19 protein-coding genes and 2 tRNA genes are annotated in these 24584 nt (G+C 33.5%); 13 read left to right on the forward strand and 8 right to left on the reverse strand.

Annotated features, from left to right (window positions below; translation table 11 throughout):
* Nucleotides 1–168: 168 nt before the first annotated feature.
* On the reverse strand, nucleotides 169–981 hold the full coding sequence (locus tag RT99_RS18725) for a ferritin-like domain-containing protein (protein WP_042566259.1): 813 nt from the start codon (nucleotides 979–981) through the stop codon (nucleotides 169–171).
* 26 nt (nucleotides 982–1007) lie between these two features.
* Nucleotides 1008–1754, reverse strand: a complete 747-nt coding sequence (locus RT99_RS18730) for a ferritin-like domain-containing protein (protein WP_042566260.1) — start codon at nucleotides 1752–1754, stop codon at nucleotides 1008–1010.
* A 194-nt stretch (nucleotides 1755–1948) separates the two neighbouring features.
* Here RT99_RS18730 and RT99_RS18735 point away from each other — a divergent pair, with 194 nt between their 5' ends.
* Entirely contained in the window at nucleotides 1949–2977 is a 1029-nt protein-coding gene (locus RT99_RS18735) for a LacI family DNA-binding transcriptional regulator (protein WP_042566261.1), read from the forward strand.
* An 89-nt stretch (nucleotides 2978–3066) separates the two neighbouring features.
* Here the strand turns inward: RT99_RS18735 and polA are convergent, their stop codons facing one another.
* The gene (polA, locus tag RT99_RS18740) at nucleotides 3067–5907 is read right to left on the reverse strand and encodes a DNA polymerase I (protein ID WP_042566262.1); all 2841 of its coding nucleotides are present in this window, start codon (nucleotides 5905–5907) and stop codon (nucleotides 3067–3069) included.
* 317 nt (nucleotides 5908–6224) lie between these two features.
* Between polA and RT99_RS18745 the strand changes: the two genes are divergently transcribed.
* The 6 genes from RT99_RS18745 (at nucleotide 6225) to RT99_RS18770 (ending at nucleotide 10997) form a co-directional block, all read left to right on the forward strand.
* The gene (locus RT99_RS18745) at nucleotides 6225–6434 is read left to right on the forward strand and encodes a hypothetical protein (protein WP_042566263.1); all 210 of its coding nucleotides are present in this window, start codon (nucleotides 6225–6227) and stop codon (nucleotides 6432–6434) included.
* Between the two features lie 430 nt (nucleotides 6435–6864).
* On the forward strand, nucleotides 6865–7539 hold the full coding sequence (locus RT99_RS18750) for a response regulator transcription factor (RefSeq protein ID WP_042566264.1): 675 nt from the start codon (nucleotides 6865–6867) through the stop codon (nucleotides 7537–7539).
* 7 nt (nucleotides 7540–7546) lie between these two features.
* Entirely contained in the window at nucleotides 7547–8884 is a 1338-nt protein-coding gene (locus RT99_RS18755) for a HAMP domain-containing sensor histidine kinase (protein ID WP_242607228.1), read from the forward strand.
* A 105-nt stretch (nucleotides 8885–8989) separates the two neighbouring features.
* Entirely contained in the window at nucleotides 8990–9193 is a 204-nt protein-coding gene (locus tag RT99_RS18760; RefSeq protein WP_042566265.1) for a hypothetical protein, read from the forward strand.
* Nucleotides 9194–9387: 194 nt separating this feature from the next.
* Nucleotides 9388–10623 carry a metallophosphoesterase gene (locus RT99_RS18765; protein ID WP_042566266.1) on the forward strand — a complete coding sequence of 412 codons (1236 nt, stop codon included), beginning with the start codon at nucleotides 9388–9390 and terminating at the stop codon, nucleotides 10621–10623.
* 71 nt (nucleotides 10624–10694) lie between these two features.
* Nucleotides 10695–10997, forward strand: a complete 303-nt coding sequence (locus tag RT99_RS18770; protein WP_042566267.1) for a co-chaperone YbbN — start codon at nucleotides 10695–10697, stop codon at nucleotides 10995–10997.
* Between the two features lie 23 nt (nucleotides 10998–11020).
* Here the strand turns inward: RT99_RS18770 and RT99_RS18775 are convergent, their stop codons facing one another.
* Together RT99_RS18775 and RT99_RS18780 are read right to left on the reverse strand one after the other, a co-directional pair.
* The gene (locus RT99_RS18775) at nucleotides 11021–11659 is read right to left on the reverse strand and encodes a polysaccharide deacetylase family protein (protein WP_042566268.1); all 639 of its coding nucleotides are present in this window, start codon (nucleotides 11657–11659) and stop codon (nucleotides 11021–11023) included.
* Between the two features lie 95 nt (nucleotides 11660–11754).
* Complete coding sequence (locus RT99_RS18780) at nucleotides 11755–15036, reverse strand: DUF2723 domain-containing protein (RefSeq protein ID WP_042566269.1); 3282 nt, start codon at nucleotides 15034–15036, stop codon at nucleotides 11755–11757.
* Between the two features lie 245 nt (nucleotides 15037–15281).
* On the opposite strand from RT99_RS18780, the gene RT99_RS18785 reads away from it, so the two are divergent.
* A tRNA-Gln gene (locus tag RT99_RS18785) sits at nucleotides 15282–15352 on the forward strand.
* Between the two features lie 243 nt (nucleotides 15353–15595).
* Nucleotides 15596–15666 (forward strand) — tRNA-Gln (locus RT99_RS18790).
* A 340-nt stretch (nucleotides 15667–16006) separates the two neighbouring features.
* Here the strand turns inward: RT99_RS18790 and RT99_RS18795 are convergent.
* Both RT99_RS18795 and RT99_RS18800 read right to left on the reverse strand, forming a co-directional pair.
* On the reverse strand, nucleotides 16007–16813 hold the full coding sequence (locus tag RT99_RS18795) for an AraC family transcriptional regulator (RefSeq protein ID WP_042566270.1): 807 nt from the start codon (nucleotides 16811–16813) through the stop codon (nucleotides 16007–16009).
* Nucleotides 16814–16880: 67 nt separating this feature from the next.
* A complete protein-coding gene (locus tag RT99_RS18800) occupies nucleotides 16881–18296 on the reverse strand; it encodes an aldehyde dehydrogenase family protein (RefSeq protein WP_042566271.1) in 1416 nt (471 codons plus the stop codon).
* Nucleotides 18297–18566: 270 nt separating this feature from the next.
* On the opposite strand from RT99_RS18800, the gene RT99_RS25405 reads away from it, so the two are divergent.
* A complete protein-coding gene (locus RT99_RS25405) occupies nucleotides 18567–18713 on the forward strand; it encodes a hypothetical protein (RefSeq protein WP_159438471.1) in 147 nt (48 codons plus the stop codon).
* A gap of 73 nt (nucleotides 18714–18786) precedes the next feature.
* Here RT99_RS25405 and RT99_RS18805 read toward each other — a convergent pair whose 3' ends face one another.
* A complete protein-coding gene (locus RT99_RS18805; protein WP_042566272.1) occupies nucleotides 18787–19611 on the reverse strand; it encodes a universal stress protein in 825 nt (274 codons plus the stop codon).
* Nucleotides 19612–19786: 175 nt separating this feature from the next.
* Here RT99_RS18805 and rimP point away from each other — a divergent pair, with 175 nt between their 5' ends.
* Genes rimP through infB form a run of 3 tightly spaced genes read left to right on the forward strand, consistent with a single transcriptional unit; the run spans nucleotide 19787 to nucleotide 24452 of the window.
* Complete coding sequence (rimP, locus tag RT99_RS18810; RefSeq protein WP_042566273.1) at nucleotides 19787–20251, forward strand: ribosome assembly cofactor RimP; 465 nt, start codon at nucleotides 19787–19789, stop codon at nucleotides 20249–20251.
* Between the two features lie 13 nt (nucleotides 20252–20264).
* Complete coding sequence (gene nusA / locus RT99_RS18815) at nucleotides 20265–21518, forward strand: transcription termination factor NusA (RefSeq protein WP_042566274.1); 1254 nt, start codon at nucleotides 20265–20267, stop codon at nucleotides 21516–21518.
* A 48-nt stretch (nucleotides 21519–21566) separates the two neighbouring features.
* The gene (gene infB, locus RT99_RS18820) at nucleotides 21567–24452 is read left to right on the forward strand and encodes a translation initiation factor IF-2 (RefSeq protein ID WP_042566275.1); all 2886 of its coding nucleotides are present in this window, start codon (nucleotides 21567–21569) and stop codon (nucleotides 24450–24452) included.
* Nucleotides 24453–24584 lie beyond the last annotated feature (132 nt).

The raw sequence follows: 24584 nt of genomic DNA on the forward strand, positions 1-24584 counted from the left end.
TCCCCAATAAAGGGGATGCAAAAGTACAATTAATTATTTTAAAACCAAATACCTGAAAAGATTATTTTATCTACTGAAAATCAGCGTATCAGTTTTTTATTTAAAACAATAAAAAAAAACCACCTTCACAATAACGCGAAGGTGGTTCAATATTTAGAATTATTTTTCTTAAACAATAAATAAATTGGCAATATCAACTACTTGTTGTGTCGCAAGCGGTTCATCATAAGCTTCTGATCCGGCGGCTGCTCCAAATAAAGTAGCGGTATTATAACCTGCCTGTACTGTAACGCCTTCGCCAGCGTAAACTGCCTGAGTTGCTTCTGGCATTCCGGCACCTCTTTCATCATTAGAAATCCATCCTTTTAATCCGCGTAGGCGTCGCACTTCTGATGCGTGACGAGCTTCTACAGAGTGTATTTGTAATGCTGCAGTTAACAAATCTGGTGTTGTAATTAAATTTCCGGCCTGACCTTTATAGGCTCTTACTCCGGTGTCTTCAAAGGCTTGTGCCAATGCTAAAAAGGTTGGATAATCACCAAAAGGATCAAATGCTCCGCCAACAGTGAAATCAAAAGTAGGTTTCGGAACAAAATTTGCACTCATGGTACCGCCCAAACCAGCGATTAAAAAAGATACGTGATCTGCTTCGTGTGCTGCTATTTGTTGGAAAACCTTTAAATCGCGTCCGCCATTTTCTGATGCAGGAATTACTCCTGAATCTAAGGCCATAGCATAAAATTCGTTTTCAAGATATTCTAAAGTCAATGCAAACTGCAATGCTCCAATAGGAGTTGCGGGCGTTGCAGTAATATCTTTTGCTAATGCTTTATTTGCCATTGCAGATAATCCGAAAGGAATTGATGCATATGCCAATGTTTTTCCTATGTTTCCAAACTGCGAAAAACTGTCTCTTCGAGAACCAGTACTTCTCATTAAGCTATCGTCAGTGAAGGTCTCTATAAATTTTAAAATATTCATAATTTCTAAGTTTTAGCTAGTTAAGATTAAGGTAAATATTTGGCAGTAAATTTTGTAGTAATAAATCCTCCCGCAATTGGCAGAATTTTTGAAGGATCCTGAGCAACATCTAATCCTGTTGATGTGTTAATAACATCATCACCGGCAAAATCTTTAGAATTTGGATTAATCAAACTTCTGATTGCTGAAGCGTGTCTTGCTTCAACAGAAACAATTTTCCCAGCCAATACTAAATAGTCAGGGCTTTTAATTAATTTTCCCGCTCCGTTATAAGCAGCGACTCCGGTATCTTCTAGTGCTTTTGCAGTAGCAAGAACTTCGGTACGGCTGTTAAAATTTAGAGCACCATAATTAAAAGCCAGAGAAGGAAGTAATTGTGAACTTGGATCAGGTAGCGCTCCGCTTAAAGCCGCTTTGAAAAAATCTCTGTGAATTACTTCATGATGATACAAGTCAGTAAGAACCTGACGCTCTGTATCGTTAAAAGTTGCATTGAAACTTGTAGCATTTACAACTTTAGTATAAAAATCTGCTTCAAGCTGTTCTAAGGCATAAGCATAAGTTAGTACGCCAAAATCTCCTGATCCTAAATCGAAAACACCATTTCGAATTCCAGGCAATGAAGTGTCATCCATTTCTTCATCGTTATCATTATCGCTGCATCCAGCCAAAACCAAACCTGCGGTAACTAATGTTAAGCCACTGAGCTTAAGAAAGCTCCTTCTGTTATTCAATGAAGGATCTACTTCATGAATTTTAACTTCGTTTTTCATAATTAAAGGTTTTTTAATAAGTTAATAACATGTATTAAGTTATTAACGAAATTTTAGGAAGTGCGGTTTTATAAAATCAATCTTTTTTAGTTTTATTTTGAAAAGGGCTTATAATTTGAAATAGTAATAGGTGTTTTTTGTTTTATTTTCGGTAATTCTACTATATTTGTATCAATTACATAAACATTTATTAGATGAAAGCTAAAGCAACTCTAAAACAAATTGCGAAAGAACTAGGTGTTTCTGTGTCGACTGTGTCTAAAGCATTGAATGACAGTCCGGAAATCAGTGAGCAAACGAAGGTGAAGATTAAGGAGTATGCCAAACTCAAAAATTATAAGCCGAATGTTATTGGTCTGAATTTAAAGAATCGTAAAACCAAAACTATTGGGGTAATTATACCTAATATATTAAACTCCTTTTTTGCAAAGGTTTTTAGTGGTATCGAAAAAGTAGCGGATAAAAAAGGATATAATGTAATTACATGTATTTCGAATGAATCTTTAGAAAAAGAAATTCATACACTTGAAATGCTGAGCAACGGAACAATTGACGGATTTATTCTTTCTGTCTCTGAAGAAGCTCAGAAATTACAAGATTACAGTCATTTTTCTGCTATTATTAATGACGGAACGCCAATTGTAATGTTTGACAGAATTGCAGATGAAGTAGAATGTGATAAAGTAGTGGTTGATGATTTTGATTCGGCTTTAAATTCAACACAGCATTTAATTAATTTAGGATGTAAAAATATCGCCCTGATTTCTTCTGTTGATAATTTAAGTGTTGGAAAGCTAAGAGCCGATGGATATTTAAAAGCTTTAAAAGACAACAATATTCCGGTAAACGAAAAAATTATCCTTCGTACCGATTCTGAAGATGATATGAAAGCTAAAATTGATGGATTGTTTGATCATAAAATCGATGCCATTTTTGCTTTAGATGAAAATGATTCGGTTGCTGCTTTAAGAGTAAGTTTGAAAAAAGGTTTTAGGGTTCCGGAAGATATTTCGATAATAGGTTTTGCCGATGGAATTTTAGCATCTCGCCGTTTGTCACCAAGTTTAACTACAATTAGCCAACACGGAATTGAAATTGGAGAAGTTGCTGCGAAACAATTAATCAAACGTTTAGAAGAAAAAGAAGATGAAACTTCTGATTATGAAACTATCGTTATTAAAACAAAGTTGAAAGAACGAGAGTCTACTAGAAAAGTTAAATAAACAAAAAAACATAAAAAAAGACTGTCCGAAAGGGCAGTCTTTTTTCGTTTTTGTCATTTCTGACAAGATTGTAGTTAAATCTAAAATTATTAATGCGCAGCCAGCCAGTCTTTACCCAAACCAAGTTCAACTTCTAAAGGAACAGCCATTATAAAAGCATTCTCCATTTCATGTTTAATCATAGGCTGAATTTTTTCGAGCTCATCGTTGTGAACATCGAACACAAGCTCATCATGCACCTGAAGCAGCATTTTAGATTTCCAGTTTTCTTCTGTTAGTTTTTTATGAATGTTGATCATCGCAATTTTAATTACATCGGCAGCACTTCCCTGAATTGGTGCGTTAACGGCATTTCGTTCAGCGGCACTTCTTACCACAGCATTTGCCGAGTTAATGTCTTTTAAATATCTGCGACGACCTAAAATCGTTTGTACATATCCTTTTTCGCGGGCAAATTCTATCTGCTCATTAATATAAGATCTTAATCTTGGATATGTTTTATAATACGCTTCGATCAAAGCAGCACTTTCGCTTCTTGATAACGAAGTTTGATTACTTAATCCGAAAGCAGAAACACCGTATATAATCCCGAAGTTTACTGTTTTGGCATTGCTTCTTTGTTCGCGTGAAACTTCTTCTAACGGAACATCAAAAACTTTTGCAGCGGTGGCTTTATGAATATCTTCTCCATCCTGAAAAGCTTTAATCATATTTTCTTCTCCACTTAAAGCAGCGATAATTCTTAATTCTATTTGCGAGTAATCGGCTGAAATTAAGGTGTGGTTTTCATCACGAGCTACAAACGCTTTACGAATCTGACGTCCTCTTTCGGTACGAATCGGAATGTTTTGTAAGTTCGGATTATTAGAACTCAAACGTCCCGTTGCGGCAACAGTTTGCATATAATCGGTATGAACGCGCAATGTCTTTTTATCTACTTGTTCTGGCAAAGCCAAAATATAAGTACTTTGTAATTTCACCATTTGACGCCAATCCAGAATTTCTTTTACAATCGGGTTGTCGTTGGCCAAATATGTCAAAACTTCTTCACCGGTTGCATATTGTCCTGTTTTGGTTTTCTTTTGTTTTGCGCCGCCAATTTTTAATTTGTCAAATAAAATATCACCCAATTGTTTCGGTGAGGCCAAATTGAATTTCTCGCCCGCAGTTTCGTATATTTTCTCTTCTAAAGATTTGATTTCAATCTCCATTTCTTTAGACATGATACTTAAAAACTCTGTATCTAAACGAATTCCTTCGGTTTCCATTGCAGCTAAAACACTTACTAACGGAATTTCGATTTCATTAAATAATTTTTTGGTTTCGGTTTTATCTAATTCTGTTGTAAAAATTTCTTTAAGTTGTAAAGTAACATCAGCATCTTCTGCAGCATATTCCTTAATATCTTCAAGCGGAACCTGGCGCATCGAAATTTGATTTTTTCCTTTTTTACCAATTAAGGTTTCAATTGATTTTGGCGAATATTTCAAATATGTTTCTGCCAAAATATCCATATTATGACGCATATCCGGATTAATCAAATAATGCGCAATCATGGTGTCAAAAAGTTTTCCTTTTACAGTAACGCCATAATTAGAAAGTATTTTTAAGTCGTATTTTAAATTCTGACCAATTTTTTCGATGTTTTCATTCTCGAAAAACGGTTTGAATTTATCTACTAAAACCTGAGCTTCTTCCTGACTTTCTGGAAACGGAACATAAAAAGCTTTTCCTTTTTCATAAGAAAATGACATTCCGACCAATTCTGCATGCAAAGCATCTAAACCAGTTGTTTCGGTATCAAAACAAACCGAAGTCTGCTTTTGTAAATTTTGTAAAAGCAATTTTATTCCCAAATCACCTTCAATAGCCTGATAGGAATGCGTTGTGTTTTCTAGAGTATTGTAAAAGGAAGTTCTTTCCTCAGTTTCTGCGTCTATAGTTGCACCGCCTCCAAACAGATCAAACTGATCTTCGTTTTTAGGTTGTGGTTTTTTATATAATTTGGCTTCGTCACCTTTGTTAGCTAATTCATTTCCACCGCCAATTTTAAATAAATTGTCAAATTGTTCGGCCATTCTTCTAAATTCCAATTCCTGAAAAATAGCGTCTGTTTTTTCAATATCAGGGCGAGAAAGTTCGTAGTCATTCTCATTAAAAACAACATCGCAGTCGCATATAATAGTAGCCAGTTTTTTAGATAAAATTCCTTTTTCTTTATTGGCTTCGATGTTTTCTTTCATTTTACCTTTCAGTAAATGTGTGTTTTCCAAAAGATTTTCCATCGTACCAAATTCTTTCAGGAATTTTTTAGCGGTAACTTCTCCAACTCCCGGCAGTCCCGGAATGTTATCGACAGCATCTCCCATCATTCCAAGAAAGTCAATTACCTGATCTGGTCTTTCGATTTCAAATTTTGCTAAAACTTCGGGAACTCCCCAAATTTCGATACCATTTCCCATACGGGCTGGTTTGTACATAAATATATTTTCAGAAACTAATTGTGCAAAATCTTTATCGGGAGTAACCATAAAAACTTTGTAGTTTTCTTTTTCGGCTTGTTTGGCAATAGTTCCAATTAAATCATCGGCTTCGCAACCGGCCATTTCGATAATCGGAATATGCATGGCTCTTAATAAATCCTGAATATACGGAATAGCAATTTTAATCGCCTCAGGTGTTGCATCACGATTTGCTTTGTAATCAGAATACATTTCGGTTCTAACCTGACTTCCTTCTTTATCAAAAGCTACAGCTAAATGATCCGGTTTTTCACGTTTTATAACATCTAAAAGCGAATTCATAAATCCCATGATCGCTGATGTATCCATTCCTTTTGAGTTAATTCGCGGGTTTTTTATAAAGGCATAATATCCACGAAAAATTAATGCATAGGCATCGAGAAGAAAAAGACGTTTTTGAGTTGACATAAAAAAAATATTAGTCTGTAAAAATAAACAATTGGGTTCTCAAAAATTAGACTAATAAGAATTTTTTTTCACCATATAAGTTATATAAGTTCATTTAATTTTAATAACGTAATGTTAGACGCACTGCAGTGCGTCTCTACAATAATAAGCGTCTCTACTAATATTGACTTATATAACTTATATGGTGGAAAACCACACAAACCGTTAATGTCTCGTTAAAATATTCACGGTAGCTATTTTCTTCATTTTCTCTTCATTTTACAGAGGTAAATTTGATCTGTAAAATAAAAAGTAATAATTTTTAAATAGTAGAAATCATGAGAAATTTATTGATGTTATTAGTAGCAGTTTTAGGAACAAGTGTGATGGTAAGTGCATTTCCTGCAAAAGGAAAAGAAACTCCGGTGAAAGAAATTAAAGCAACAAAACACCCAAAAACCAAAGCTGAGAAAAAAGCAAAATCTGAGAAAAAAGCAACAGCAAAATCTGAAACTGCTAAATCAGAACCTGCCAAAGCAAGTAAATAGTATTTTTTTTGTTTTGCTATCGAAGAATTGTAAGGGCAGCAAAACAGAAAGGATAATTATGGAGAGAGCTGATAGAGAAATTTATCAGCTTTTTTTTTTGATTCGTTAATTTTTTAATAATTGGCAACCGCACTTTTTATATTTGCTTAATTTTAGTTGCGCTTAGAACAGATTAATTCTAAAACCTGTAGAGAGAAAAAAATTGCCACGGAGAACGCAAGGTTTTTAAATATACTAAGTTTAGTAAAATCACAAAGTTCACAAAGCTTTAGGAACTTAGATTGTGTAAACACAACTTAAATCTTAGTGAATCTCTGTGAATCCCGATAGCTATCGGGATTGAGTCCTCTGCGGTAAAAAATAATTAGGGAGTATAAAATTATTAATGTTTCTCATAACATTTAGCGTTAATCCCTTAGAACATCGGCTTATGAATATTTTAATTGTTGAAGATAATAAAGAACTTGCTGCAGAAGTTTACGACTTTTTGTGCAACACGGGTTATATATGCAAAATTGCAAATACATGCGCTGATGCTTTAGAAGAAATCAACAGCAACGATTATGATGCGATGCTGCTCGATCTTGGTTTGCCTGACGGAGATGGTTTTGAGGTTTTAAAAACTGTTAGAAAATCAAAATCTAAAATAGCGGTAATTGTTATTACGGCACGCGGCGAACTCGATGACAGAATTAATGGACTGCATCTTGGTGCCGATGATTATTTGACAAAACCATTTGCTTTGACAGAACTTAGCGCCAGAATATTCGCTGTAATTCGTAGAATACATGGTTTTACTTTGAATGATTTACTGATTCACGGATTTTCAATGCAATTGCAGGATTATAAAGTAAGCTACGATTCAATTCCAATTAATTTGACGAAAAAAGAGTTTGATATTTTTCAGTATTTGGTTCTGAATAAAAACCGGGTAATTACAAGATTACAGCTTACAGAGCATATTTGGGGAGATATTCTCGAAGTCAATTCTGATTCTAATTTTATTGATGTTCATGTTCGAAATCTTCGAAAAAAACTCGACAAACATACTGCTATAGATTGGTTCGAAACCGTACGAAATGTGGGTTATCGTATAAACGAATAAATAAACGATGAAAATAAAACATCAACTGGCTATTTTTAATGCACTAACGCGTTTGTTGGTGATTTTGGTTTTATGGCTGATGTTGCCAATTTTAGTTCAGAATGTAGTTTACAAACACATTAATAATGGATTGCTGGAAAAGAAGAAAAAATTCATTGATCATTTAAACCAAAATGAAATTAATGATTTTATCGAAAACGAAGGTGATTCTACCGAAACGTATTCTCAATTTTCGACCTTACACAGTGAGTTTTTGGTTTTGTCGAGAACTTCGGTTAAACCAAAACAAAAGAAAACCACTTTTAGCAACGATTTCCGAATTATTGAAGGTGAAGAAAGTGAATATAGAATTCTTCGCCATCATTTTACTTATGAAAATCAGGATTATCAGCTCGAAATTGGCAGTAGTCTTAGCGAAGTAAATGATCTTACGTTTATTATCAAGCTGTTTATTATTATTGTTTTGGTGGTTATTCTTCTGGTTACTTTTTTGGCAGATACTTTTTATATTGAATACTTGCTTAAACCTTTCTATAAAATTATCGATACTAAAATAAGGCGTGTAAACGAACCCGAAGCGTTTGATTATACACCCATAAATGCGAAGTCGAGAGATTTTAGAGAACTGGATTTGGTTTTAAATCAAATGATGGACCGCATTGGAATTGTTTTCAAAAAAGAAAAACAATTTATTTCGAATGTTTCTCATGAACTGCTTACGCCAATTGCTTTGCTAAAAAACAAATTGGAGAACTTACTTCAAAATGATTCTTTGGATGATAATGCAATTGATAAAATTGCCAGTTCACTCAAAACATTGGATATGCTCAAAAAAATCATTAATAATTTATTGTTGATTTCCAGAATCGAAAACAATCAATATGAAGCCAATGAAAGTATTGACTTTAATGAAATCATAAATGGATTATACGAAGATTTGCAGGATCGAATTGAGGATAAAGGTTTGCAGTTTGAAAATGCAATTCGACACGATTTTCATTTTACTGGAAATAAAACACTAATTCATATTTTGTTGTATAATTTGGTAACCAATGCGATAAAATACAATCGCGAAAATGGAAATGTCAAAGTTAGCGACGGATTTTCAAATCAAAATTACTTCTTATCTATTTCTGATTCCGGAATTGGTATGGATGAATCTCAATTAGAACGTATATTCACTCGTTTTACCCGTATTAGTTCAGATCAGGATGGGCAGGGTTTAGGTCTTGCTATTGCAGAAAGTATTGCCGTTTTTCATCACATCGAAATTAAAGTTACTTCGACTTTAAATCATGGAACGACGTTTTTATTATTGTTTCCAAATGTTGTAAAAGCCAATTAAATGTTAATTGTTTTAGTAAGATAATTTCTTCATTTTGTCTTCATTTAGCGATTATATCTTTGGCTTATAAATAATGAAACAATAATAATCATAAAACTTTAAGTCATGAAAAAATTAGTAATGTTAGCTGTAGCAATCTTAGGAACAACAGCAATGGTAAACGCTCAAACTACTCCAGCTCAAACTACTCCAACAAAAGAAGTTAAAGCTACAAAACATTCAAAAAAGAAAGCAGAAAAAGCAGATAAAAAAGCTGAAGCTGCAAAAACAGAAGCTGCAAAGCCAGAAACTGCAAAAGCTAAAAAATAACGATTGATTTTCATTTTGGGTTCATAAATTGTTGGTTTGGTTTATGAAATTAGTTGACAATGATAATTTTTAGTCAGAGAAAGAGCTGTTAGAGAAATCTATCAGCTTTTTTGTTTCTTTTTTGAGTTAAATTTTTGATAATAAAAAGCAATAAAATTTTCATTCTTTGTTACTTTGCTTAAAACTATACCTACATGATAATTCGTTTTGTTATTCTTTGTGCTCTTTTTTTATTTATTGAGTTCTATTCTTATCAAGCCTTTCGTACCCTAATCAAATTAAGATGGGTTTTGATCAGTTATCAAGTTATAAGCTTACTTATTTTACTCTTTATAATTTATTCTTTTTCGCAAGTAGATCGTTCTGTTGGTCAAACCAGACAGTTCATGTTTACTACAGGTTTAATGTTGTTGGTTTATGTCCCAAAAATTGTTCTGACATTGGTAATGTTTGGAGAAGATATTTTTAGAGTAGGGGCAAGTATCCTGAATTATTTTATTTATAATGCTCCAAGAAAAGAAATGATGCCGGACAGACGAAAGTTTATCAGTCAGATTGCTTTAGGACTTGCTGCCGTACCATTTTTATCTTTAATTTACGGAATTTTTGAAGGAAAATATAATTTTAAGGTATTCAAACAAACGATCTTTTTTCCTGATTTGCCAGATGCTTTTGATGGTTTTAAAATCACTCAGATTTCAGATGTTCATAGCGGAAGTTTTGATAATCCTGAAAAAATAAATTATGCTATTGATTTGATTAATCAACAAGAATCGGATATAATTTTGTTTACCGGAGATATTGTAAATACACACGCTGTAGAAATGAATCCTTGGCTAACAGCTTTTAACAGAATAAAAGAGTATAAATATGGTAAGTTTTCAGTTTTAGGAAATCATGATTACGGAGAATATGTGACATGGCCTTCTGAAAAAGAAAAAGATGAAAATTTTCAGGCTATCAAAAGTCTTTACGGGCAAATAGGTTTTAAACTTTTATTAAACGAACATACTTACATTCAAAAAGGCGATGATAAAATTGCAATTATTGGTGTTGAAAACTGGGGTGTGAATTTTAAGAAAGCAGGTGATTTAAATAAAGCTTCGCAAAATGTTCATCAGGACGATTTTAAAGTTTTAATGAGTCATGATCCAAGTCATTGGGAGGCAGAGATTAAAGAACATCCTAAAAATTTCCACTTAACATTATCAGGACATACGCATGGAATGCAATTTGGAATTGAAATTCCGGGATATTTTAAATGGAGTCTGGCTCAATACATCTATAAACAATGGGCGGGCCTTTATGAAAATGTAGGAAGATATGTTTATGTAAACCGCGGTTTTGGATTTCATGCCTATCCGGGACGTGTTGGTATCATGCCGGAAATAACGGTTATTGAACTAAAAAAAGGCAACAATGTGGCTTAATTCGTTAAAAATGCTACATTTGTATTAATTATCTCTTTTTAAAAGATTAAAAGAATTAAATTTTTGGTTTTATGTCAAAATTTGGAGAACTTATAAATGCTCAAGTTCCGGTGTTAATCGATTTTTACACCGATTGGAACGAATCATCTGTATCTATGCATCCTGTTATTAAAGATGTTGCGGCTGCGCTTGGCGATAAAGCCAAAGTGATTAAAATTGATGTAGATAAGAATCAGGAGCTGGCTGAAGCATTACGTATTAAAGGACTTCCTACTTTAATGATTTATAAAGAAGGACAAATGATCTGGAGACAATCCGGAGAACTTGATGCGAATACTATTATAGGAATAGTTCAGGATCAATTTAGCGTATAAAGGAAACTACTCCTTGAAGGATATTAGTGAATAATATCAAAAGCAAATCCGTTTTCTTTTAAAAAATGCAGTGTTTTAGGTAACGCAAATTTTAAATTTTGTGAAGCTTTAATACTGTCATGAAATACAATTACACTTCCTGATTTTACATTTTTAGTAACGTTTTCAAGACATTTCTCAGGTGTAATGCTTTGATCAAAGTCGGCACTCAAAACATCCCACATTATTATTTTATAGCCCAGATTTCGCAAAATCTTAGATTGCTCTTTTTTGATTTTCCCGTAAGGAGGACGAAATATAAGTGTTTTTTCTTTTTTCTCTTCTTCTAAAACGGCAGCACAATTTTTTACATTCTCTATATAATCATTCGTTTGGCTTTTCCATCCATTAACGTGATTCATTGTGTGGTTGCCTATTGAATGCCCTTCTTTAATTAGTTTTTCAAATAAGGATAAATTGGCTTTTATGTTTTTCCCAATGCAGAAAAAAGTTGCTTTTGCATCAAATTTTTTCAATTCAGATAAAACCCAATCCGTAACTTCTGGAGTAGGCCCATCATCAAAAGTGAGGTAGATTTTCTTTTCGTTGTTCGGAATATCCCAACAATATTTAGAAAATACCCTTTTTATAAATGAATTAGTTTTTACCCAATAAAAGCTCATTTTGAAAATATTTTAGATATATGTAAAAATAAAAAATGTAGCGCTATTTTTCAATAATGCTACATTTTTTTAATTAATATGTTTTTCGTATCTTATTATTCTTTTTCTCTGCCAAAGCGTTCGAAAATATTTACATAAGTATTAAAAGTTGCTTTGTGTTTTTCATAAAAAGCTGAGTCCTTATTTTCTTTCATAACCTGTAACAAGCTTCTGTAGCGCTCAATATCTGTAATGATATCAATTGCTAAATCAGATTGGTCTCCGGCAGTTAAAGTTTTATAATAGTCTAGATTCTCTCTGTATTTTTGAACTAGTTTATCAAGTAAATCGTGTGCTTTTGCTGTTTCTCCTACTTTATAATATCCTCCGGCAAAAGGCTCTACTAATGAATAATAACCAAATTTGTCTAAAGGCATTTTTGTCATGGCTAAATTGATAATGTTTTTAGCCTTGTCAATTTTTCCTTCTTCAATAAGTTGATACATTAAACGCGACAGGTTTGTGCGGTATGTAATACTATTTCTTCTTGTTTCAGGATCGTGATAGATTTTTTCGCTTTCGCTATTGCCCCAATCCCATTTCATTACAATGTCGTACATTTTATCAGCATCAATTTGTCCCATATCCATAGGCCCACCATCTTTAGAAGGTGTATTTTTAACTGGAACTAATTTGTAGACCATTCCGTCTAGCTGTAAATAATCTTTCAGCCATAAATAATCTTCATCATCAAAAGCACCTCCACTAAAATAAATAGGACGTTTCCAGTTGTTATTTGCTAAGATATCCAACATCATTAAGCGGTTTTTGTAGATCGCGCTTCCTTTGATATCAATATCCATATAAGGAACAATAGAATCGTTGTATTTAGGGTTGACAACTTTATTTTTGATGATTAAAGCTTTGTCAACATTTACTCTGATTTTATTTGTTGGATAAAAGTGAATCGTTTGTCCGTTTTGTAAACCAACAGTCGATTTAGGATTCTTAATAAAACTAATAAAATCATTAATATTCCAACGAGTTTCTATTTTCGGTATATGAGCCACATAATCCAGTTTATCACCCACATATTCTGCATGCGTAAATGAAATAGGTAACGGATCAGATTCATACGATTTGGCCTTCATTTGATCAATATACCAATCTGTCATAAATAAACTCGTATTTACGATTTTTACGTCGGTTCTAAAATGTTCAATTTCCTGCGCATACCATAACGGGAAAGTATCATTATCACCAATGGTAAATAAAATAGCATCTTTGTCGCAAGAATCCAGGTAAGCTTTTGCCATTGCAACTGCCGTACGTTTGTTAGATCTGTCGTGATCATCCCAGTTTTGAGATGCCATTAAAATTGGTGCTGCCAATAAACTTCCGGCAATAATAATTGGGCCTGCAATTCGTGGAGCAACATATTTTTGAATGCTTTCGTATAAAGAATAAACCCCAAAACCTATCCAGATAGCAAATACATAAAAAGATCCTACAAGGGCATAATCTCTTTCACGAGGCTCAAAAGGTCTCTCGTTTAAGTATATTTTTAAAGCAATTCCGGTAAATAAGAATAATGCTAAAAGCACATAAAAACTTTTAAGATCTTTATTTGCATGATACATTAAACCAATAAGTCCAAGAATAAATGGCAGGAAGAAGTAAACATTTCTTCCTTTGTTATTTAAAACATCCGAAGGCAAATTATCCTGAGACCCAAGATGTACTGAGTCCAGAGGTTTAATTCCGCTAATCCAGTTTCCGTCAAGATTGTCGTATTTTCCCTGAACGTCACTTTGGCGTCCAACAAAATTCCACATTAAATATCTCCAGTACATATATCCAAATTGATATTCAATCATGAAACTGAAATTATCAGCAGTAGTTGGTTTTTCGATGATTAAATAATCACCGTAACTTTTAAGGAATTTTACATAACCTTCGTTGTCAATTTGTTTTTGTGCATAAGCTCTTCTAAATTCAGAAACTGTTTTCTCAACTTCATTACGTAACTGTGCAGTAGCTTTATTGTACTCTTCTTCGCTTAATTGGCTGGCGTCAATTCCGTATTTCGCCAAATCATCTTCATAAGGATAATTAGGATTTATTTTGAATTGAGGAGGATTTGTAAAATTGATATAGTTTTGAATGTGTCCGGTTTCGGTACTCCACATTCTTGGCAGAATCGTTTTTTGATTATCATCAGTATTCTGTTCTGCATTTTTATAATTATTGGTAATAATATATTTACCTGTTTTATAATCTCTTTCGTAGTTTGGTTTTTTATCTAAATAAGGCGTTTTTGCATCTAAACCGGCAAAAACTTCTGTGTATTGTGGTCCATAAAACAATGGGTTTACACCATATTGTTCACGATTATAATATGCTAAAACCTCTGTAGCATCCGATGGTTTGTTTTCGTTAATTACAGTATTGGCATTAGCACGAACCGGCAGCATCATCCAGGTAGAGAAACCTATTAAGATAAAAAGAATGCAAAGAATGATAGTGTTGTAGAAAACCAGTCCTTTTTCTTTGGTGAATTTTAATCCAAAATAAAAGAAAGCAATAAAAAGTAAACCAACAAAAATAGTTCCTGAGTTAAATGGCAATCCCATACTGTTTACCATGAATATTTCGGTTTTACCGAAAAAAGCCATTGTTAACGGAAGAAGCAATTTGAATATAAACAGCAAAATAGCAATTACAACAGCGTTTGCAATAATGAAATTTTTGATGGTAACTTTTTCGTAGTGTTTAAAATAGTAAAGAAAACCAATTGCAGGAATGGTTAATAGTGCCATAAAGTGAACTCCAAACGAAAGTCCGATAACAAGTGAAATGATTAATAACCATTTGTTTCCTTTAGGTTCGTCCATATCTTGTTCCCAACGTAATCCAAGCCAAAAAAGCAATGCGATTAATAAGGAAGCCATGGCATAAACTTCGGCTTCAACAGCGTTGAACCAAAAACTGTCAGAGAATGTATAGGCAAGGGCTCCAACAAAAGAACTTCCCAAGATAACAACTGAATTGTTTTTATCAATTTCTGCAAATCTTGCAATGATTTTTTTCAAAATCATTGATGAAGACCAAAACATAAACAAAATTGTGAATGCGCTAGAAAATACAGACATCATATTTACCATCACCGCCACATGTTCTTTATCTATAGCAAACATGGCGAAAAAGGCGCCCATCATTTGAAATAAAGGTGCTCCCGGAGGGTGGCCAACTTCCAGTTTAGCGGCTGTAGCAATATATTCGCCACAATCCCAAAAACTCATGGTAGGTTCAACAGTTAGTGTATAGGTAATTAAAGCGATTGCAAATGCAAACCAACCAATAATTGTATTCCATTTATTGAAATTGAATTGTGCCATATTTAGGTGTTAAAATTTTGTATGTTTTCTATCCTACAAAGAAAATGTTTTTTTGTGTAAAGAAACGACCATTAACAAAAAATTCTACAAAACTATTTGCTCGAAGTAACGTATTGTTTGTGAAATACTTGTGGTGGTATTAAAGATTTTGGAGGAATAAAAAGGAAAAAAAATTGATTTTTTTCGTCAAAAAGTTTGCGCAAACTAAAAAAAGCTTTAAATTTGCACTCGCTTAACAGCACTGCTGGTCTATGGTGTAATGGTAACACAACTGTTTTTGGTGCAGTCTTTCAAGGTTCGAGTCCTTGTAGACCAACATAAAGCCTCTCAATCGAGAGGCTTTTTTTATGTTATAAACTTAAGGATTTTGTTGAGATAAGTAATTTTCAATTTTTACTGGAGAGAGAAATTTTTTATAGAAAAAAAATAATTTTCTCTTTTTATTTAATCTTTCGTTAGTGTTTGGATTTTTATAAAAAAAAAATGTTTACGGTTATTTTATAAAAAGTTTGTGTAAACTAAAAATTAAATTAAATTTGCATTCGCTTAATCGCACTGCTGGTCTATGGTGTAATGGTAACACAACTGTTTTTGGTGCAGTCTTTCAAGGTTCGAGTCCTTGTAGACCAACATAAAAGCCTCTCAATCGAGAGGCTTTTTTTATGCAATGTCTCGTCCTGAAAAAAGTTGACCATAAATTTATAAGCTATGGATAACAAAAGAGAATTGAAGAAAAAGATTGCCCCCAAGCGAGTTTACAGTGAGAATTTCAAACGGCTTGTAGTTGAAGAATATGAGCGGGGTTTTCTAAACAATGTCTCGTACTGAAGCAAGTGTACTACTTGAGAGTATTATTTAATCTCTTGATATCTGAATATTTAAATAAAAATTGAAAATGAGAAGCTCAGGTTTCTCGTTTTCTTGTATTGTATACGAGCTTTGCTGAAAAATATAAATAGTTGTTGAATATTTATTTTGAAAACAAGGAAGAAGGAACTACTCCAAATTTCTTTTTAAACGAAAAAGAAAAATGGGATAAATCTTCAAAGCCTACTCCGATATAAACTTCTGATGGAGGATTTCCTTGCTTGATTAAATAATAAGCTTCCTGAAGTCTTTTGTTTAGCAACCATTTTCCAGGCGTTTGCTGGAATACTTTTTCAAAATCTCTTTTAAAAGTAGCAAGACTTCTGCCGGTTAAATAAGCAAAACGATTTAAGTGTACGTTAAAATGAAAGTTTTTATTCATAAAAGCTTCTAAATCTATTTTTCCGGGTTCGGTAAAATCAAACAGAATATCTTTTAATTCAGGATTCACTTTGATTAAAAGATGAATCGCTTCTTTTATTTTTAGTTTAAATAAAGCTTCGTTGTTTTCCTGTTCTACTTCAAGATAAGAAATTAGTGATTCTATGAATGATTTGTACAGCGGATCAGGATCTAGCGGAATGATAGATTCTGAATGTACTTTTTTTTGAATCTTGATGTCGTATTCGCTGCTTACTTCTCGTAAAATTTCCTGATCTAAAAAAAGTGATATCGATTTGAATTCGCCTCCCTCGGGCGGAATTTTAATAAATTTAGCTAAATGATTTCTTTTGCTAAGGCGAAAATCACCAGGTTTAGAATGATAGGTGTTTTTGCTGTCAGAAGCAATCATTTCTCCGGAAACCTGATAACTAAAAACATGTTCGGGAATAAAATGTTCACCTTCGCGACTGCGTGCAAAATAACAGGAATATAGTATTTTGGGTTTTGTATTAGTAATTGCTGCCATAATGTAAAGTTAGTAAAAGATCTGAAAATCTATTTATGAAGATTTTCAGATCCTTGTATTTAGGTATTTATCGAATTAAGGCTTTTGGTTCAAGATAAGCTTCAAGCCCAATTGTGCCAAATTCCCTGCCTATTCCTGATTGTTTAAATCCGCCAAAAGGAGCCATTGGATCATGTTTAATTCCGTTTATTTGCACACGTCCTGCATTAATTTGTGAAGCTACGTTATGTGCTCTTTTTTCGTCAGAAGAGCTTACATAAGCTTGAAGTCCGTAAGTGGTGTCGTTTGCAATTTTAATGGCTTCTTCTTCTGTTTGGTAAGTAATGATTGATAAAACTGGACCAAATATTTCTTCTTGTGCAATACGCATGTTATTTTTCACATTTACAAATACAGTTGGTTTAACAAAATTACCGTTTTCTAATCCGTTAGGTTTTCCTAAACCGCCAATTAAAATTTCGGCACCTTCATTAATTCCTATTTGAATATAATTTTGAACTCTTTCATATTGTTTTATGCTAACCATTGGGCCTACTGTAGTAGTTGTGTTTTTTGGATCGCCAACAACGATGTTTTGAGTGCTGTTATTAATCAACGATTTAACTTCTTCCAGTTTATCTTCGGGTACCAATAATCTTGTGCCTGCAATACATGCTTGTCCGCTATTCATATACGCGGCAGCTATTGCGCGCGGAATTGCTTCTGAAAAATTAGCGTCATCCAGAATAATATTAGGTGATTTTCCTCCAAGTTCTAGTGTAACGCGTTTCATGGTGTTAACAGCTTCTTTTACAATAATTTTTCCAACAGCTGTAGAGCCTGTAAACGAAATTTTAGCAACATCAGGATTGCGGCTTATTTCGGCACCGACAATTTCGCCTAAACCATTAACGATATTAAAAACGCCTTTTGGCAAGCCAGCTTCATGAAGGCATTCTGTAATTAATTGTGTTTGTTGAGCACTCATTTCGCTTGGTTTTATTACTGCCGTACATCCTGCGGCAATTGCTGTTGAGAGTTTGCCACAGATAAAACCATTGCTTGAATTCCATGGAATAATAATTCCAACCACACCAATTGGTGTCATCTGAACTTCAGATTCACCCATAATTTTGTTGAAACTATAAGTGTTTAATAGTTGAATTGCCGACTCAAAACTTTTTAGCATATAATCAAAGCTGATTGTTGCAAATTGAGATGTTCCCCCATATTCTTCAATCATTGTGCTAATGAATTCTTCTTTTCTTTTTTTAATAGAAGTTTGGATATTCTGTAAATAGTGAATTCTTTCGGTAATTGTTGTTTTAGAAAAAGTTTTAAAAGCTGTTTTAGCGGCGTCTATCGCTTTTTTTGTGTCTTCTTGGTTTCCTAAAAGAACTTTTCCTAATTTTTCATTAGTTGTGGGGCTAATAAGATCGAAATATTCTGTTCCTTTTGGTGTAATAAATTCTCCGTTAATGTAAATTTTGTCTATTGTTTTCATGGTATATTTTTTATGAATTTTATTAGACAAAGATCTGGATTAAGAATACTGCTTGCTTTGTTGTAAGGCTCAAATAGACTTTGTTATAAAGCTCATAAAAAAAAGTTTTTATGAAGAATAATTATAGCGGAATATAAATTTAGATGTTAAAATTTCAAATAAGTAAGTTTTTTATTTGACTTATATGTCTGTTTATTAGTATTTTAAGTATATTTGATATGACGAAAAAATACTGCAGTGCGTTTTTGTTTTAACTAAAAATTTAAAATTATGGATAATTTAAAAAAATTTGAGTTTGAGAAGTTAGATTCTTCTGAAATGAAAGAAGTGCAAGGAGGAAATTTGTTTGATGAGCTTGTAAAGGTGATAAAATCTTTAGAGCCAATTATTAATCCAATAGTTGGAATAGTAACATAAGAGTGTTAAACGTAGTTATTATAAAAAAAAGCTTCTCAATTGAGAAGCTTTTGTGTTTGTTGTGTTTTGTTATTTAAATTTTAAATGTTATTACGGGTTTAACAGCGTGATTTACTAAACCTTCGCTAATGCTTCCATTGAAAAAATGTGCAAAACCGGTTCTTCCATGTGTGCACATCCCAATAATGTCTGCATTTATGCTATTAGAGAAATTAATAATTCCTTTTTCTATATTCGTGTCGTTGTAAATGTGTGTTGAGTAATTCGTAAGGTTGAATTCTGAAGTGAATTCCTTTATTGCTTGTTCTACAACATGAGTTGGTTTAAAACTGTTTGGTGTGCAAATAGTTACCAGGTGTATTTTTGAATCGAAAAATTTAGTAATGCTCAACAGTTTTTCAAATGGCTTTTTAGTTTCTTCTGTAAAATCTGATGCGAAAACAATATTTGAAGCATTAAAGTTTTTTATGTCTTTTTTGATAACCAAAACCGGGATTTCAGAATTACGAACCACTTTTTCAGTATTAGAGCCAATTAGTAATTCCTCAATTCCAGAAGAGCCGTGTGATCCCATAATGATTAAGTCAACATCGTAATCTTTGCTTATTTGAGTGATGCCGTGAATTGGTTTGTCCATTTTTACAATTTCGGTAATAGGAATTCCGTCCAGATATGGCCTTGATGAAATTTCGTCAAGTGTTTCGTTTGCTTTTTTCATAAAAAGCATGGTTTCCGGAATACTCACACCGCCCAAAATTGCATCATTCATTTGATGGGGTAACTCAAGCATGTGTAAAATGATAATTTCAGAATCGTTTTTTTTGGCAATCTGTGCGGCGACTTTTAAAGCGTCTTCAGCATGTTCTGAAAAATCTGTAGGTACTAGAATTCGTTTCATAACTTTTAAGGTTAAATAAGGTGAAATTCTTTAATTTTTAATGCTTCCATAAAGATAAGAAATATTTTAGAGCAATGTATTTATTTTGATTTATAAAAAAAACACTATATTTGCACCGTTATTTATTAAAATCTAAATAATGAGGGGACTAAGTGTCCCCTCTTTTTATAAAATTATGACATTTAAAGAAAAAGTAAACGAACTAATCACAGAGGTTCTTCTGGAAAAGCCGTCAATCTTTTTGATTGATCTTGCTATTTCGGATTCTTTCAAAATTAGTGTAGGTTTAGATGGGGATAATGGAGTGGCGTTGCAGGATTGTATCGATATTAGTCGCGCAATCGAGAATAATCTGGATCGTGAAGAGCAGGATTTTTCGCTTGAAGTAGCATCTGTTGGAGTAGGATCGCCTTTGAAAATGACAAGACAATACAAGAAAAATGTAGGTAGAACGTTGATTGTTACTACAAAAACTGAAAAAATTGAAGCAGAATTAGTAGAAGCTAACGATGTTTTTATAATTTTGTCTTGGAAAGCAAGAGAACCGAAAAAAGTAGGAAAAGGAAAAGAAACAGTTCAAAAAGAGCAACAAATACCTTATACAGAAATTAAAGAGGCAATTGTTACAGTAACATTTTAATTAAAGAATTCGCATGGAAAATTTAGCATTAATCGATTCATTCTCAGAGTTTAAAGATAATAAACTTATTGATCGTGTAACGCTTATGGCAATTTTAGAGGACGTGTTTAGAAATGCATTGAAGAAAAAATACGGTTCTGATGACAACTTCGACATTATTATAAATCCTGATAAAGGAGATATGGAGATATGGAGAAGAAGAGTAATCGTTGCTGACGAAGATCTTGATTTTGAGAACGAAGAAATTACCTTGACTGAAGCAAGAATGATTGAAGCGGATTTTGAAATTGGTGAAGAAGTTTCTGAAGAAGTTAAATTGATAGATTTAGGAAGAAGAGCTATTTTGGCATTGCGTCAAAACTTAATATCTAAAATTCACGAACACGATAATACCAATCTTTACAAGCAATTTAAAGATATTATCGGTGATATTTATACTGCTGAAGTACACCACGTGCGCCCTAGAGTAGTTATCTTAGTAGATGATGAAGGAAACGAAATTGTGCTTCCGAAAGAAAAACAAATTCCATCTGACTTTTTCCGTAAAGGAGATAACGTTCGTGGAATCATTGAAAGCGTTGAATTAAAAGGAAATAAACCTCAAATTATCATGTCAAGAACTTCTGAAAAGTTCTTGGAAAAATTATTTGAACAAGAGATTCCGGAAGTATTCGACGGTTTGATTACAGTTAAAAATGTAGTGCGTATTCCTGGTGAAAAAGCAAAAGTAGCGGTAGATTCTTATGACGATAGAATTGACCCTGTTGGAGCTTGCGTAGGTATGAAAGGATCTCGTATTCACGGAATTGTTCGTGAATTAGGAAACGAAAATATCGACGTAATCAACTATACAAGCAATATTCAATTGTTTATTACGAGAGCATTAAGCCCTGCAAAAGTTTCTTCAATCAAAATTGATGAAGAAAACAAAAGAGCTGAAGTTTTCTTAAAATTAGAAGAAGTTTCTAAAGCAATTGGTAGAGGAGGTCACAATATTAAATTAGCAGGTCAGCTAACAGGTTACGAGTTAGATGTTATTCGTGAAGGAGATGTTGCAGGTGCAACGGCCGATGAAGACGATGTTGAATTAACAGAGTTTTCAGACGAAATCGAAGGCTGGGTAATTGAAGAATTTGCTAAAATAGGTTTAGATACTGCAAAAAGTATCTTAAAGCAAGAAGTAGAAGATTTAGTAAGAAGAACGGATTTAGAAGAGGAAACTATTCTTGACGTTATGAAAATACTAAAAGAAGAGTTTGATAGTTAGTTATCTGCTCTAACAACACAACGAAAAAGGTAATAATAAAAAGGTTATATGTCTGAAGAGAGAGTAATAAGAATAAACAAGGTTTTAAGGGAATTAAATATTTCGTTAGAAAGAGCTGTTGATTATCTAAAAGATAAGGGAATTGCTATTGATGCAAATCCAAATGCGAAAATTTCTGATAGCGAATTTAATATCCTACAAAGCCAATTTGCGGGCGATAAGGGGAATAAGGAAGCTTCTAAAGAGGTAGGAGAAGAAAAAAGAAAAGAAAAAGAAGCATTACGTGTTGAACGTGAGAAAGAAATTGAAGACAAACGCAGACAGGACGAAGAGCGCCAAAAACAACAAGAGATTATCAAAGCGAGAGCTGTTGTAACAGGGCCTGTTCAAGTTGGTAAAATAGATTTAAATCCAAAGAAACCTGCAGTTGTTTCTACACCACCTGTTGAGGAACCGGCTAAAGTCGAAGAACCAAAGGCAGTTGTTACTCCAACTCAACCAGAAAAACCTGTTCAAAAAGAAATTGTGCAGCCTGAGCCACCTGTTGTAGCTCCTGTAGTTTCTGAAGAGAAAAAGGTTGAAAAACCTATTATTACAGAGAAAAAAGAAGTAAAAGCTGAAACTCCTAAAGTAGCATCAGAACCTGTTGTTTCAACAGATCCTGCAACAGCTGAGGAGACAATCACTACTCAATATCAAAAATTATCAGGAACTACCCTTACTGGGCAAACAATTGATTTATCTCAATTTAACAAGCCTAAGAAAAAGAAAGAAGATCCTAAGATAACACCAAATAAACCGGGTGCTCCGGGAGCAGGAAATAACGCTAACAAAAATAAGCGTAAAAGAATTGCTCCTAAGCCTGGAACTCCGGGTGCGCCAAAACCAGCAACTGGTAATGCGCCGGGAACACCAAATCCTAACAAAATTACACCAAACACTGGTGGTGGAGGCTTTAATGCAAACAGAAGTGCAAGACCTGGTTTTGTAAAAGGAAACCGTCCGGCTATTGTTGCTAAAGTTGAGCCAACTGAAGAGGAAGTAAAAAACCAAATTAGAGAAACTCTTGAAAAACTTCAGGGTAAAGGTGGAAAATCAAAAGCAGCTAAATATAGAAGAGATAAAAGAGAAACGCACCGTCAGAAATCTGATGATGAGCAAAGAGCACTTGATGAAGGAAGTAAAACTATTAAAGTTACTGAATTTGTTACTGTAGGTGAAATTGCAATCATGATGGATGTGCCGATTACCAAAGTAATTGGAACTTGTATGTCTCTTGGTATCATGGTAACCATGAACCAACGTTTAGATGCTGAAACATTAACAATCGTAGCTGATGAATTTGGTTATGAAGTTGAATTCATTACTGTTGATATCGAAGAAGCTATTGAGGTAGTTGCAGATAAAGAAGAAGATTTAGTTGTTAGAGCGCCAATCGTTACTGTAATGGGTCACGTCGATCACGGTAAAACATCTTTACTGGATTATATTCGTAAAGAAAATGTTATTGCAGGTGAGTCTGGAGGAATTACACAGCATATTGGAGCTTACGGAGTAACTCTTGATAACGGTCAAAAAATCGCATTCTTAGATACACCAGGTCACGAGGCGTTTACCGCTATGCGTGCACGTGGAGCTCAGGTTACCGATATTGCTATTATCGTTGTAGCTGCGGATGATGATATTATGCCACAAACAAAAGAAGCAATCTCTCATGCACAAGCAGCGGGAGTTCCAATTATATTTGCAATCAATAAAATTGATAAACCAAATGCTAATGTTGAGAAAATCAAAGAGCGTTTGGCTGGTATGAATTTACTTGTTGAAGATTGGGGTGGAAAAATTCAGTCACATGATATTTCTGCAAAAGTCGGAACAGGGGTAAAAGAATTGTTAGAGAAGGTTTTATTAGAAGCTGAAATACTAGATTTAAAATCTAATCCAAACAAAGCGGCACAAGGAACAGTTGTTGAAGCTTTCTTGGATAAAGGAAAAGGATATGTATCAACAATTTTGGTTCAACACGGAACATTAAAAGTTGGAGATTATATGTTGGCGGGTAAACATCATGGTAAAATTAAAGCCATGCATGATGAAAGAGGGCATATCGTTATAGAAGCAGGTCCTTCGACTCCGGTATCTGTTTTAGGTCTTGATGGTGCAGCAACTGCAGGTGATAAGTTTAACGTTTTTGAAGACGAAAAAGAAGCAAAACAAATTGCATCAAAACGTTCTCAATTAATGCGTGAACAATCTGTACGTACACAACGACATATAACACTTGATGAAATTGGTCGTCGTATCGCTCTTGGTCAGTTTAAAGAATTAAACGTAATCCTTAAAGGAGACGTTGATGGATCTGTTGAAGCATTGTCAGATTCGTTCTCTAAACTTTCTACAGAAGAAATTCAAATTAATATTATCCATAAAGGAGTGGGAGCAATTACTGAAACTGATGTTATGTTGGCTTCTGCATCTGATGCGATTATTATTGGATTTAATGTTCGTCCTGCTGGAAATGCACGACAACTTGCAGATAAAGAAGAAATCGACATCCGTTACTATTCTATTATCTATGCAGCTATCGATGACTTGAAAGATGCGATGGAAGGAATGTTGGCTCCTGAAATGAAAGAAGAAATTTTAGGAACCGCTGAAATTCGTGAGATTTTCAAAATTTCTAAAGTTGGATCGATTGCAGGTTGTATGGTGATGGATGGTAAAATTATGAGAACTTCTAAAATCAGAGTTATCAGAGATGGAGTAGTAGTGCATACAGGAGAGCTTGTGGCCTTGAAACGTTTCAAAGATGATGTTAAAGAAGTTTCTAAAGGTTACGATTGTGGTATCCAGATTAAAGGTTACAATGATATTGAAGAAAGAGATGTTATTGAAGCGTACCATGAAGTTGCTATCAAGAAAAAATTGAAATAAAATTGAAATAAATTTTTCAAATATAAAAATCCCGAATTATCGGGATTTTTTTTGTTTTGTACTTTTTGAAATTTAATTTCTATGTTTCAGAGTTATCTTTTATTCACTCTTTTATAATGGTGATGCAATTTT

This window comes from Flavobacterium sp. MEB061 (genome assembly GCF_000834715.1).
GTDB lineage: Bacteria > Bacteroidota > Bacteroidia > Flavobacteriales > Flavobacteriaceae > Flavobacterium > Flavobacterium pectinovorum.